The organism is Acidicapsa borealis, assembly GCF_059115245.1.
In genome coordinates this window covers 3,317,215-3,330,277 of the sequence record NZ_JCACNY010000001.1, presented here as the reverse complement: position 1 = coordinate 3,330,277, position 13,063 = coordinate 3,317,215, and the positions used below count along the sequence as shown (strand labels likewise).

Here is a 13,063-nt window from a genome sequence, read left to right as displayed (position 1 = left end):
ATAGCGATAATGAGCCGTTTGTATGCGGGAGATTTGAATGCTTCGGATGGAATCTGACAATGGGTGGTGGTTGATTACGCATCCGGATCATGCGCGGCTGGCTGGGGCCTTTGCTGCTGCTTGGGGGAATGAACTATTTCGCAGGCCGGAGCCGCGGGATAGGGTGTTGTTCGGGATTGCTTCGCATGATGATGGATGGGCGGCTCGGGATGCGCATCCTAGCATTACTAAGGCGGGGAAACCTTCGGCTTTTTCTACGGAGCTGGTGGGGAAGTATTCAGCGTTTGAGGAGATTGATCTGGCAGACTATCTCGCCGTGCGGGAGCGGGCGGTGCGGATCATCGCTGAGAAGGATCCGTATGCCGGGTTGTTGATTGCTTTGCATACCTACAATTTGCTGACGGCGCATGCGGATCGTTCGACGATTGCTTCGGAGCAACTACCCCTGTTGGATGAGTTTCTGGAGAAGCAGAGGTCGAAGCAGGGGGAGATGCTGGATGCGATCCGGGCCGATGGGTTGTTAAGTGATTCGGAAAAGGATCGCGAGACGATTGAGGAGCATTTCCGGCTGTTGCAAGCGTGTGACAATCTTTCGCTTTTGACTTGTGTGGATTTTGGATTGCCTGCGGATCTATTGCATCCGTTGCCGTTGCATGATGGAGGGACTGCGGAGATTCAGGTGGAGTCGATTGGGTCGAGGCATTTCCGGCTGGAGCCGTGGCCTTTCGCCGAGCCCGAGGTTAGCTTTGATTTTCCCGCGCGGCATGTCGAAGGGAAGACATTTGCCTTATCCTCGCAGCTGGATGAGGCTTTTCATGTAGCACCGGTTGAGACGCTAACGGTAAGGTTTTCTCAGTGAGGCGCGGGTAAAGCAACGGCAAATTCTTTTCGGAATGACAGCAGACATGCCAAGGCAAGAATTGAAGGGCGTCCCAGATGGGACGCCCTTCAATTTTTGGAGTTGGAGACAGCCTCAGAAGGTCAGGTGCAAAGACATCTGGACCTGACGCGGGCTGCCAATGGTGTGGGTTACGATGCCCAGACCAGCGGGGCAATTGTAGAAGCTCCCTGAGACGGTTCCGTTGCCCTGGGCGTCGCAGGTGCCGGGCAGGACGGGGGTACCGGCGGTGGGAAATGCGTTGTAGTCCTGGTTCTGTGAGACTTCGTTGCCAGGCACATCGAAGCTGGTGGTGTTGGTTAGGTTGAAGACGTCAAAGGTGAACTTGAGGTCGTAGCGATCCTTGAAGTTGAGCGATTTGACGAGCGAAGCATCGGCGCGCTTTTGGAACGACTGACGGAAGATATTGCGCTGACCGGTAGTGAATCCGCTCTCGAAGGTATCGGAGCTGGGAATGGCGCCACCCAATCCGCCTGCGGGAAGCAGGGGCAGGGTGAAGCAGGCGGGGTCGAGTGCCGGTTTGCCTGTGCCGAGCGTGAACGCTCCGGAAGCGCCTGTCTTAGCGGATTTGGCGGTGCAGCCGGAGGCGAGCGGGACGATCGGGTTGGTGATGCCGTTGGCGGTGGAGTAGTAGATAGAACCTACTGCGCCGGTGAAGTCGATGACGCTGTAGGGCTGACCGCTCTGCAGGACGGTGAGGCCGATGAGCGACCAGCCGTCAACGACTTTGCCCGCCAGGGTGTGCTTGTTGGCCAGATCCGGCACCTGGAAGACGTAGTTGAAGTTGATGACGTGGGTGCGGTCGAAGTCAGCAGAACCGTAGCCGCTGCGGAGATTGAGGGCGTTGTTGCCGTTGTAGAAGAGGCCCAGACCGCTCTGTTCGTCAAGGGTGTGCGAGTAGGTGTAGGAGGCAGCGATGCGGAAGTTCTTGCTCATGCGCTTTTCAATGTGTGCCTGAAGAGCGTTGTAGGCATCGACGCCAGCGGCCTTGTAGCCGATGGACTCAGCCGCGTAGCCGATGTATGGAACGCGCAGGTCGACGTTGCCGCCTTCGTAGTTATAGAGGTACGGAGAGCCGTCGTCCAGGGTGGCCCCGCCAACGGTGTAGCCGTAGCTGTACTTCTGCGCGTAGGGTCCTTTGGCCAGGGCCGGGTTCGTCGGTGAGACGATGTTGGCCTGGTTGAGGGGCACGGGGATGACCTGATGACGGCCGAGATTACCGACATAGCCGAGCTCGATTGCAATGTCGTTTCGAGGCTGCCACTGCAGGTCGAGCGTGTAGTTGAAGGTGTAGGGAAGTGTGTTCTTGCGATCGTAGACACCGAGCGAGATGGGCTGGCCGTTGTTGATGACGTTAGACGCGCCCGAGCCCTGGTTGATGATGCTGTAGGCGTTGGGAAGATACTTGGCCAGATCAGAAGCCTTGGGGCTGGTCGGAGGAGGAAGAAGCGTAGTGCCGTAAGGATTTTCCAGGTTGCCGGTTTCTGCGGTCGGGGCGGCTCCGCCCTGTCCGCCGCAGGTGACGATGTAGCCCTCATAGAAAGACTGAGTTGCCGAAGGGCAGCTTGAAGCGTTCACGAACGGCAGCTGCTGGTTCACGCCGAAAGGACCGCCTGTGACGGTACCGATCGCGTATCCAGGCGAGAAATAGCTGAAGAGTTCGCCGCGGTCGTAGTAGATGCCGAAGCCAGAGCGGACGACCAACTTGTCATGGAAGATGGCCGGCTGCCAGGCGGCGCCAATGCGGGGAGCGATTCCCCATTGACGGCCTGTCAGGGTGGTGTTGCTCACTCCCTTGGTGCCGTTGGCGTTGTTGCCTGCGATGATGAGGCCGGGGTTTACGATCGTGTCGGTGCCCTGGTCGTAGCAATAGGCGTTGGGGTCAGTGGTGCTGCAGGTGCTGGGATCGGAATTCCCTTCAAAGTTGAAGAGCCGGCCATACTTCTCCGTAAGGCCGCCGTTCCAGTCATAACGGACGCCTGCGGTGAGCGAAAGCCGGGGACTGATCTGGTACTTGTCCTGAACGTACATGCCGACCTGGTTGGATCGGTAGTAGCGGCTTGCGTTGCCCTGGAGGAAGGAGCTGACATAGAAGCCGGTGGAGGAGCTGCCGGGGGTGACATAGCCCTGAATCATCTGGCTGAAGTCATCGGTGGCCACTGTGCCGGTGCCGGTCCGCTTGTCTATGGTGTTGAGCTGGGTGTAGCTGTAGGCGCCACCGAAGCTGACGGTGTGGCGGCCCAGGGTCCAGATTGCGTTTGCTGAGGGTGCAATGCGGTTCTGGAATACGCCCGTGTTGGGAGCCTGGCCTTCGGCGTTGGGGCCGATGTTCAGGATGCCGGTCGGAGTGTAGTTGCCATTGGGGTTATAGCCGTAAACGTTGTAGACCGAAACTCCGGGGAAGTAGTTGGACCCGAAGACGTTGATGGATCCGTTACCGGCGGCGCCACCCGGGATGGAAGAAGGACCGAAAGGCTGCTGGTTATCGCCCCAGATTTTCTCGCGCATGATGCCAATCGTCTCGGTGGTGCTGAGATTGGACTTGATCAGGTAGCTATTGATGATGGAAGCGACCTGAGCGCCGGCATCAAGGTGCTCGGTAAAGCCGGGCACGCTGGAGTAGGCGAAGGGCGAGACCGTTGGGTCGTGCTGATAGTAGTACTTGAGGGCGAGTGAGTCCTTGGCGTTGACGTTGTAGTCGAGGTTCGCGACGGCCTGATCAGCGGTGAAGCGTCCCGTGCCGGGGATGAAGGCATTGGTGGTGTGGGATGCGGTTGGCCAGCCAAACTGATCGTTCGGAATGAGCCACTTGCCGGGTTCGCCGGCAACGGACGGAGCGTTGAAGAGAGCCAGTGCTGTTCGGTCGATGTTGGCATTGTTGAGGCCGGTGCCGAAGTTGGTATTGGTGAGCGAGGCCAGCGTCGAGGCAGACCGGTCATCGCTGAGTCCTACGGGAACATCGAGGAAGGAGGAGCCTATTTCCTGGTCCGAGACGTGCAAATGCTGGTAGGCGAGGTAGATGAAGAGCTTGTCCTTGATGAGGGGAGCGCCCGCAGCTCCGCCGAGCGTGTAGCGATGAAGCTGCGGCACCTTCTGGACAACGTCGGGATCCTGATTGAAGAAGAATGGCGCGGCGTTGATCCAGTCGGTTCCGCGCAGGTAGTAGGCGGTGCCGTGGAGATTATTCGTGCCGCTTGAGGTGGCGAGGTCAATGTGCGCACCGGACGTAGAACCCTGGCTGGCGTCATACATGGAGGTGTTGACGCGGACCTCTTGAATGGTCTCAGGAGCCGGGGTTGGGATAGCGTTGCCGATGGAGAGGTAAATCGAAGCTTCGGAGTGGATCACGCCACCGGCTCCGGAGCTGGTGGAGGCGCCGGTCGAGTTGATGACGCGAGCCGAGCCTACCTGGCTGGTTGACTTGCCATTGAAGAGGTTGGTGGCATCGACGCCGTTCAAGGAAAAGCTGTTTGAGGTGTCGCGCTGACCGTTGGCCCAGATGGGCTGGTTGCCCAGGCCTGAAAGTGCGCCGGTTCCGCCGGGGAGTTCTGCATTGACGCCGGTCGACAGGATGGCGACGCCGGTAAAGCTGCCGGTGGGCAGGGGAATCGTTTCGATCTGCGCCTTGTCCAGGATGTAACCGTTGGTGGTGTCGACGGCGTTCAGCAGCGGAGATCCGGTGACTTCGACCGTGGTGGTGGTGGCGCCGGCTTTCAGGGAGGCGTTGAGGGTGGCGGTGCGGTCACCTTGAACGTTGATGTGCGGTGTGGTCTGGGTCTCGAACCCCTCCGCTTCGTACTTGATGGTGTAGGTGCCGATGGGAAGGTTGGTGAAGAGGTATTGGCCGGTACCGTTGGACTTTACGACGCGCGTGAGGCCTGTCTGCTCGCTGAGGATAGTGACGGTGGCGTTTGGAATGACTCCGCCGGTGCTGTCTGCGACCTCGCCGGTGACTCCGCCGAGAGTTTGCTGTGCCAGCAGGGGAGAAACACACAGCGCTGCGACTGCAACCAACATCAGCAGCCGGGACAACGACAGAACGTACTTACAGACAGATGATTTCAAGTGTGAAGCCTCGCAAAGTAGAGATATCCCAGGGCCTTGAATGCAGCTCAAGTCCTTAGGGTGGTGCAACGGCCTACCTGTTCCGGCAGGGCCAAAAAGTGAATGGATAAACGTAAACGGGTAATTTCGGGCGGTTGAACCGCTTGTCGGAAATCTCGGGGTTACCACTACAATACCCCACGCGTGGATGAAATCAACGAAAATTTACGGTGGGCGGAAGCGCGGTATGATCAGCAATTACAAAGGTTTATCCGCCAAATAAGTTAAACCAATCCGGTTGCCTGGTCCTAGTTCATGGGTAGCAGCGACACATGGGCGGAAACGATGCGCCAGCCCTGTGGAAAGCGGACCCAGACCTGACTTTGGCGGCCGCGGACTGTGCCTTTTGGAGTGTCCCGTTCGAATTCCAGGGTGATGCTGCCGAAGTCGTGACCGAAGCTGACGATTTCGAGGCGCTTGACGGTGCGGGCTAGGCCGGCGGAGGGGCGGGACTTGCGGAAGGCCTCCAGCTCGTCGTGGCCGTATAGATTTTCTGTGACGCCGAAACGCATGACTTCGGGCGAAGCCCAGAACATCGCGACCAGGGTGTCGACGTCGTTCTCGACGAGGGCTTTTTCGTAGCTCGGGTAAAGGGCAGCCAGCTCTGAGACGACTTCGGGGATGTTCACTTGCTCGGAGGCGATTGGCATGCGGACAGTCCTGGTTTCTTGCTGGCTATGACGTGGGAAAGAGTTCCCGGTCAGGGAGGATCTGTTTGCTGATGGCGCCGCTGACGGTGAAGACGGGCTCGTTGACGACCTGGCTTAAACGCAATTTGAGGGCAACGCTGCAGAGGATGTAGGCATGGACTTCGGTGAAGGCCCAGCGGCTTACGAGCAGGTCCACCATGCGGCTGGTGGCGGCGCGGGCGGCGGAGGCGATGTCTTCGCCGGACTCGACGACGACCCAGGCATTGGCGCTGGAGTCGGTGGTGACGGCCTCGCTGGCTTCGACGATGGGGCCGGAGAGCGGCTGGTTCTTATGCAGATGGAACCGGAGGGTGACGTCGAGAGGGCACTCGATGCCGTTGATGCAGACTTCGCCATCGCCTTGGGCGGCGTGGCCGTCTCCGCAACTGAAGAGCGCGCCGTGGTTGTAAACGGGAAGGTAGAGCTTGGAGCCGGCGCAGAGTTCGCGGACGTCGAGGTTACCGCCGAAGCTGCCGGGCGCGCGGGTGCGGAAGGAACCATCCTCGGCTCGCGCCACGCCCATGACGCCCAGAAACGGTCGAACGGGTACGACGGCGGGTCCGAGGGAGCGGGTTTCATTTCCGTCGAGGTGCCAATGGAAGAGGTAGGGATCGCGGAAGCGGTCTTTCAGGAAGCCGAGTCCTTCGATGACGCTGGACCATCCCCAGCCGCGGTGCTGGGTGGATAGGACGTCGACCTGGAGGACGTCGCCGGGCTCGGCGCCGTCGATGAAGACGGGTCCGGTGAGGGCGTGGATGCGGGTGCGGTCGACGGACTGAAATTCTTCGGCGGTCATGCCCGGGACGACCTGGCCGCCGCTGGCGTCCACGCATTCGAAGAGGACTTCATCGCCGGAGTTGATGATGAGGCGCGGCTTGAGCTCGCGGTTCCAGATGGAGTGGGTGGGTTCGGCGCTCAGGGTGTGCTGGGTCATGCTTCGATACTCGGCGGGGTAGCTCTGGCGGTCATCTGTATTTCTACGATGGCGTTTCTGGGCAGGGCGCTTACGCCCACGGCTGCTCGGACATGCTGGCCGGCGTCACCGAGGATTTGGACGAGCAGGTCAGAGGCGCCGTTGATGACTGCTGGGGAGTCTTCAAAGCCGGCGATGGCGTTGACATAACCGTTGACGGAGACGATTTCGGCGATGGATTCCAAGTCGCCTAGTTCGCGCTTGAGGACAGCAAGTTGGGTGAGGGCGCAGGCGCGGGCTGCGGCGTAGCCGTCCTGCACGGAGCGGTCGAGGCCGACGGTGCCGGTCATCACTCCGGCGGTGTTGGTGGAGATGACGCCGGAGAGGTAGACAAGGTTGCCGATGCGCTTGGCGGACACGTAGTTGCCGCCGGGCGCGGGCAGGTTGGGCAGCGCGAGGCCGAGTTCGTTGAGTTGTTCTTCCCGTGTCATTGACATGAATGTAGCACGGGGCAGGGTGTAGCCGGGAAGGGCTGACGGTTGGGATTTCGCTTGGGGATTTGGATGCTTCGGGCTAGGATGAGCCATACTTTGCAACGTTAAGGGATACTTCATGATGATTCGTTCGGCGAAGATTGCGCTGCTGGCTGCCGTGGCCTTGTTTTACACGCTGGTGGTGTTCAACAACACGACAGACTTCGATTCGAATTACCAGTTTGTGCGGCATGTGCTGATGATGGATTCTACGTTTCCGGGGAATCAGGGAATGTGGCGGGCAATCCCGGCGGTTTGGGTGCACAAGGCTTTTTACTTTTCGATCATCGGGTGGGAGATTGTGACCATGGTGCTTTGCTGGTGGGGCGCTGTGGGATTGCTGCGTAAGCTGCGTTCGCCTGCCGCGGAGTTTGAGGCAGCGAAGCGGGTGCCGGTAATCGCGCTGACGCTGAGCATGCTGATGTGGCTGGTGGCGTTTCTGGCCGTGGGTGCGGAGTGGTTTTTGATGTGGCAGTCGAAGACGTGGAACGGGCAGGAGGCTGCGTTCCGTATGTTTGTGACGGTTGGCGTGGTAATGCTGCTGATGGTGCAGCCCGAGCGCGAGGGGCAGGCTTAGTTCGTTCAGGCTGGATTTCTGCGCTCATGGATAGTTTTGCGGCGGACGACGAACCATGCCATGCCTAGCGCCATATAGATCAGATAGACGTATGGAAACCAGCGCGCCGGTGCGGGAGGGATTGGGTAGACGCTGCCGATCCCGACGCCCAGCAGCACCAACACCGTGAACCAACTGACGGCTGTCACCAGATGCGAATGCTGGCCGACGACCTTACGGGCGAAGGGCAGGGAGACGGCGACGAGCGCGTAGGCGGTCAGGAATCCGAAGACGGAGATGGAGCCCAGCCAGAGATACATGTCGAAGCCTTCGATACCGTTGAGGGCAAGAGCCGCGGTGGCTGCGAAGACGGCGGCACTGGAGAGGATGACGCCGGCGGTAGGTGTGCCGAATTTCTTGTGGGTGCGGCCGAAGGTGTCGGGGAGCAGGCCGCTGTGGCCCATGCGCAGCATGACGCGGGCTGCGGCGGTGGTGCAGGCGAGGGTGCAGGCGATCATGCTGACGAGCGCGCCGATGTCGATGGCAGTGCCGAGGACCGAGAGGCCAACTTTCCCGGCCAAAACGTGGAGCGGGCTGGTCGAGTCGCTGAGCTTTCCGTTTTCACCCTGAAAGCCGAGAACTTCAGAGTAGGCGCAGAGCATGAAGAAGATTCCGGCGAGAATGGCGACCTGGATGACGGCGCGTGGGATGGTCTTCAGTGGTTCGCGGGCTTCTTCGCCAAGGGTGGTGGCGCTTTCGAAGCCGACGAAGCTGAAGAGTGCGAAGACGAGTGCCGGACCGAGGCTTGAGAAATGTACGCCTTTGAGCTTCACCTGAGCGATGTCGATGTGGAAGCCCTGATGCGCCAGGAGCAGGACGAGGACGATAGCGATGAGCCCGACGGAGACGACTTCGATCCAAAGCATGAGCTCGGCGGAGAGCTTGACGTCACGGTAGGCGACCGCTCCGGTGAGGATGGCGACGGCGAGTAGGGTGACGAGTGTGGGCGGAGTGAAATGGAAGAACTGGGCGACGAGGAGGTTGGCGTAGTAGAGGGCGCCGCCCGCGACGGAGGCTCCGGTGGCGACGTAGGCGAGAAGCAAGGCCCATGCGGCGACGGCGCCGAGCGAGGGGCGGAGGGTGTCTGCAGTGTAGGAGTAGAGCGAGCCGGGCGAGGCGGACATTTTGGCGAATCGGCTGACGCAAAAGCCGATGAGCAGGACGGCGAGCGTGGCAAGAAGGTAGACGAACCAGGTGCCGTTGCCAGCAAGGCCGACGACGAGCGGAATGGTCAGCGACGGCGACGAGGATGGCGCCATGGCGGAGACGGACTGGGCGAGTGTCTCCATGGGGGAGAGAACGCCTTTGTGGAGGCCGTAGCCCTTGTCCAATAAGGATTCGCTGTCTGAATACACCTCTGCTGTCGCGCTGGTCTTGGTCACGCACACTCCTGGGCTAATAACTGTCTGGAATTTTTAGTCTGTGGCTTTGGCGGGGGTGAGTCAAGGGGAAAGGCGAAGTACAGGGAGCAGGGATAAGGGATAAGGGAATAGGGAATAGGGAATAGGGAATAGCCGACGTTCTGCTGGAACGCGGAATATGTTTTGTTACTGGGGATAGACTGGTTCGATGTTAGTACCTGCGATTGTGCTGGCTGCTGGGGCTAGCCGGCGGTTGGGTGAGTCGAAGCAACTGGTGATGGTGGATGGGGAGACGCTGCTGGGGCGGACGGTGCGTGTTGTGCGTGAGGCGGGTGTTGACGAAGTGCTTGTGGTGCTGGGGGCGAATGCTGAGCGAATTGAAGCGGCAGTTGATCTATCGAGCGTTTCCGTTGTCGTGAATCCGGATTGGGAGTCGGGGCTTGCGACGTCCATTCATGCCGGGGTTCAGGCGGCAGGTCCGGGAGCGGATGCGGTGATGCTGCTGGTTTGTGATCAGCCTCGGCTTTCGGCGGGATATCTGCGCCGGATGATCGAGGAGTTTGAACGGCAGAATGGCGCGGTGATTGTGGCTTCCGAGTATGCGGGGATGGTGGGGATTCCGGCGGTATTTCCTGCCGGATGGTTTCCGGCCTTGCTGTCGCTCGAGGGGGATTCGGGTGCCCGGAAGATTCTGCGTGAAGCTTCGGACTCTCTACTGACGGTAGAGTTCGACGGCGGCGAGGTGGATGTGGATACGCCTGCGGATGTCGAAGCTCTTAGGCTAGGGAAGTTATAGATATTTCTGGAAGATGCTGCGGAAGCGGGTGTAGAGGAACGAGACCAGCAGCAGGACACATCCCATGACGATCAGAGTGATGTAGCGGTCCGTGGGTGGAAGCGTCCAGACGTCCATGAGCAGGATCTTGGCTACGCTGAGCAGCAGCAGGGCGAGGCCGGCGAGACGGAAGCTGCGTTCGCCTACGATGAGGGCGAAGATGAAGCTGCCAAGGCCGAGGAGGCTCCAGCCGAGGGTGATGTTGCCGGAGCGGAGTTCGGAGGCCAGCGTGACGATCATGATGGCGAAGGGAACGAAGAAGAACCATTGCTCTGGGTGAAGCAGGAAGACGCTGCTGGCGGACCAGGGGTTATCGGTTGCGGGGTGATCCTTGGAGTTGAGGCGGCGCAGCGGGTATGCGAAGGCTAAGCCGCTTAACAGGATGGCAGAGGTGATTGCCATACGGGCCAGGTTGGTTTGCCACCATGGGAGAGCGCCTGATTGCGAGACGCCGCCCGTTGCGATGTACAGGCTGTAGAGGGACGGGAACAGTGTGACGAGTGTGCCGTGAATCTGGAAGACGCCGCGTTTGGTCAGTAGCGCGACGGCCAACAAAAAAGTGGCGAGGGTCGCCCATAGGATGGGCTCGGCTTCCGTTGCACCCCAGGAAGGAAGGATGAGGGGGAGCCAGAGTACAAGCGAGAGCGTTCCGGCTGCCCCTAGTATGTAACCTATGAAACGTTCGAATTGGCCGGATGTTGTAGCGCGGGCCGTTGTGCGTTCCTGTAGCCAGTAAGCCATTACCACTACACAGAGGAATGACAGCGGTTGCGGCCATGGGACCTGTAACCAGCCGTGAACGATCTGGTTCTTGGAGAGTTGCCCGATGCAAAGCAACTGCAGTGCGCCGACGGCTGCGATGGCAGAGGCGATGCCTTGCCAGCGCAGATAGCGCTTGCCCAAGCTGCGGCCCAGCTCAAAGAGAGCTAGCGAGATGCCAGTCCAGCAGAGAATGTGCCAAGGGTCGGGGACGACTTCTTCGATCCAGTAGAGGAGCAAAAGCGTGGCGATCCATGAATACGCTGGCGCGATGTACGCAGGGAAATCGGCGGGCTTGGTGCGGCGGCGCATGGCTGCATAGAAGAGGGCGATGGCTATTGCGGATGGAATTCTTTCGATTGTGGTTGTTGAGGAATCCCATACGGCGAAGTCCCAGACGATGAGGGCGGGGACGGCGATTGCTGCCAGAAGGTCGGCCTGCAGGGCGAGGGACACGATGGAGCGCCAATCGGCGACGAGGCCTAGCAGGAAGACGAGCGCGAGATAGCCGACGGGTATCCATGGGGTGGGCAGGACTACCCAGAGTGCTGCAGTGGCAGAGGCGAGGCCTAGCCAGCTGATCAGTTTGAAGCCGATGGCTTCGATTTCGAGAGCTTCCGTTTCTTTCAGCGTGGTGGCTATCGTGGGCCAGCGGCGGGGGTAGAGTTCGCCGTGGATCCAGAAGAGAGCTGCGGCAAGCGCCAGAGCAACAGACAGTGAGAGATGGTGACTGGTGTCGGGGTAGGAAAGGCGGAACTCTGCCAGCGGGAGGATGTCGTGGAAGAGCAGGACTAAGGCAGAGCCGATACCGGCGATCAGGCCGAGGCGGCGGAAGACGGGTTCGCCGAGGCGGATGCCGCAGAGGGCGAGGACGTGGGCTTCGACGAGCCAGAGGATGGGCCAGCTTACTCCGTGGAACTGGAAGGGGACGGCGGCCACCAGCAGGACGGTGCCGATGGTGGTGAGGACGATGAATGCTGATCGGCGGCGCGGGCGGGACCAGAAGGCGAGCAGGACTTCGATGCTGCCGAGGACGAGCAGGGCGCGGAAGGCCCATTCAGGGCGGGTGGATTGATATTTGAGCAGGCCGAGCAGACCGCCGGCGTTGAGGATGGCGGAGAGGCTGGAGATGCGATCTTCTTCGGCGTCGAGTGGCTGGCGGAGCAGGTAGGCAGCGCGGAAGAGAACCCAGTAGAAGATGATGAGTGCGGCGGAGGGCAGGAAGAGCGGGAAGGAATTGCCGTTGCGCGTGGCAGGGAGGATGAGTGAAAGCCACAGGAAGTGGTTCACGTAGACGGCGATCAGGCCGGTGAGTTCGAGCCAGGCCCAATGGCGGCGGGTGGTGACGATGACGAGGCCGATGGCGAGCACGGCAGAGGCGAGAAGGCTAAAAGCGATGGTGCCGCTGGCGGATTCGAAATGGCTGGTGGCGAGAGTTGCGTAGCCGAGGAGGAATGCCAGACCGGTCACGGTTTGGGATTTGTAGCGGAGTGAATGCAGGACCATGCCCGCAGCTACGACCAGCATCAGGATCAAATCCGTGATGAGGGAGTCGAGGATGTGGGCGGCATCGACATGATGCATGGCGTAGGTGGTAAAGAAGAGCAGAGCCCATCCGCCGCCGATGCCCAGGCGGGCGAAGATGCGATAGGGCTGCTTGCGTTCGAGCCACAAGCCGCCGCCGAGCAGGCCGAGGCTAATGGTGATGCCAGTCAGGACTTTGCCGCCGGGGCCCATGCTGCCGAGGTGGGTTGCGAGAAGGAAAGCAAGGCCGATGACGAGGCTGGCGATGCCGAGTTTACCGATCCAGTTGGTGCCTAGGCGCTCTTCGAGGGATGGGGTCGGCTTGGGTGTGGCCGGGCGCGGAGGTGGTACGTGCGCCGACGGTCCTGGCGCATGGACGACTGCTTTGGCTGCAGGCGGAGGCGTATGGGTCGTAGCCTGAATCGGGTCAGAGACGGCGGCAGGGACCACGGCAGGGACCACGGCAGGGACCACGGCCGGCTCAGCTACGGCGACGGTTGCGACCATTGGAATCGGCGGCGCAGATTGCAAGACTGGTGCTGGCTCGGTGACGGGTTCGGGGACGGGTTCATGGACAGGCTGGGGGATGGGTGCCTGTATTGGCTCGGGCTGCGCTACCGATGGGGCTGCAGGTGGCTGGGTGGCTGGCGCTTCGCGGAGTTGGGCTATCGCTTGATTCTGTAGGGCGGCGTTGGCTTCCAGCCTTTGAATTCGTTCGAGGAATATCCTCTGAAGCTCGGTGATCGACGACTTTAGCTCTCGGATGCGACTGAAGAGATGCCCGATGAGCAGAGCCGCGACGATGAACAGAACGACGGTTAAGAATCCCAT

9 protein-coding genes are annotated in these 13,063 nt (G+C 60.4%); 3 read left to right on the top strand and 6 right to left on the bottom strand.

Translation table 11 applies throughout. From position 1 onward, the window contains the following. Positions 1-46: 46 nt before the first annotated feature. On the top strand, positions 47-859 hold the full coding sequence (locus tag AC5S27_RS13635; RefSeq protein WP_493935108.1) for a DUF3891 family protein: 813 nt from the start codon (positions 47-49) through the stop codon (positions 857-859). A 114-nt stretch (positions 860-973) separates the two neighbouring features. Here AC5S27_RS13635 and AC5S27_RS13630 read toward each other — a convergent pair whose 3' ends face one another. From AC5S27_RS13630 to AC5S27_RS13615, 4 genes are all read right to left on the bottom strand, one after another. Further along, entirely contained in the window at positions 974-4,963 is a 3,990-nt protein-coding gene (locus tag AC5S27_RS13630) for a carboxypeptidase-like regulatory domain-containing protein (RefSeq protein WP_493935107.1), read from the bottom strand. A 287-nt stretch (positions 4,964-5,250) separates the two neighbouring features. Next, complete coding sequence (hpxZ, locus tag AC5S27_RS13625; protein ID WP_493935106.1) at positions 5,251-5,652, bottom strand: oxalurate catabolism protein HpxZ; 402 nt, start codon at positions 5,650-5,652, stop codon at positions 5,251-5,253. 25 nt (positions 5,653-5,677) lie between these two features. After that, the gene (locus tag AC5S27_RS13620) at positions 5,678-6,625 is read right to left on the bottom strand and encodes an acetamidase/formamidase family protein (protein WP_493935105.1); all 948 of its coding nucleotides are present in this window, start codon (positions 6,623-6,625) and stop codon (positions 5,678-5,680) included. After that, positions 6,622-7,101: a RidA family protein gene (locus tag AC5S27_RS13615; RefSeq protein ID WP_493935104.1), complete on the bottom strand. Its 480-nt coding sequence runs from the start codon at positions 7,099-7,101 to the stop codon at positions 6,622-6,624. Before AC5S27_RS13615 ends, AC5S27_RS13620 begins: the two co-directional genes overlap by 4 nt. A 115-nt stretch (positions 7,102-7,216) precedes the next feature. Between AC5S27_RS13615 and AC5S27_RS13610 the strand changes: the two genes are divergently transcribed. After that, the gene (locus AC5S27_RS13610) at positions 7,217-7,714 is read left to right on the top strand and encodes a DUF2165 family protein (RefSeq protein WP_493935103.1); all 498 of its coding nucleotides are present in this window, start codon (positions 7,217-7,219) and stop codon (positions 7,712-7,714) included. A gap of 5 nt (positions 7,715-7,719) precedes the next feature. On the opposite strand, the gene AC5S27_RS13605 is transcribed toward AC5S27_RS13610, so the two are convergent. Continuing rightward, a complete protein-coding gene (locus AC5S27_RS13605; protein ID WP_493935102.1) occupies positions 7,720-9,135 on the bottom strand; it encodes an APC family permease in 1,416 nt (471 codons plus the stop codon). Between the two features lie 187 nt (positions 9,136-9,322). Between AC5S27_RS13605 and AC5S27_RS13600 the strand changes: the two genes are divergently transcribed. Then, the gene (locus AC5S27_RS13600; RefSeq protein WP_493935101.1) at positions 9,323-9,910 is read left to right on the top strand and encodes a nucleotidyltransferase family protein; all 588 of its coding nucleotides are present in this window, start codon (positions 9,323-9,325) and stop codon (positions 9,908-9,910) included. Here AC5S27_RS13600 and AC5S27_RS13595 read toward each other — a convergent pair. Further along, on the bottom strand, positions 9,905-13,063 hold the full coding sequence (locus AC5S27_RS13595) for a DUF2339 domain-containing protein (protein WP_493935100.1): 3,159 nt from the start codon (positions 13,061-13,063) through the stop codon (positions 9,905-9,907). The two genes, AC5S27_RS13600 and AC5S27_RS13595, sit on opposite strands and share 6 nt — an antisense overlap.

What these genes read in the sequence shown, in the direction of transcription:
- AC5S27_RS13635 (WP_493935108.1), top strand. Translation starts at nt 47, where the DNA reads ATGGAATCTGACAATGGGTGGTGGTTGATTACGCATCCGGATCATGCG.
- hpxZ (WP_493935106.1), bottom strand. Translation starts at nt 5,652, where the DNA reads ATGCCAATCGCCTCCGAGCAAGTGAACATCCCCGAAGTCGTCTCAGAG.
- AC5S27_RS13620 (WP_493935105.1), bottom strand. Translation starts at nt 6,625, where the DNA reads ATGACCCAGCACACCCTGAGCGCCGAACCCACCCACTCCATCTGGAAC.
- AC5S27_RS13615 (WP_493935104.1), bottom strand. Translation starts at nt 7,101, where the DNA reads ATGTCAATGACACGGGAAGAACAACTCAACGAACTCGGCCTCGCGCTG.
- AC5S27_RS13610 (WP_493935103.1), top strand. Translation starts at nt 7,217, where the DNA reads ATGATGATTCGTTCGGCGAAGATTGCGCTGCTGGCTGCCGTGGCCTTG.
- AC5S27_RS13600 (WP_493935101.1), top strand. Translation starts at nt 9,323, where the DNA reads ATGTTAGTACCTGCGATTGTGCTGGCTGCTGGGGCTAGCCGGCGGTTG.
- AC5S27_RS13595 (WP_493935100.1), bottom strand. Translation starts at nt 13,063, where the DNA reads ATGGGATTCTTAACCGTCGTTCTGTTCATCGTCGCGGCTCTGCTCATC.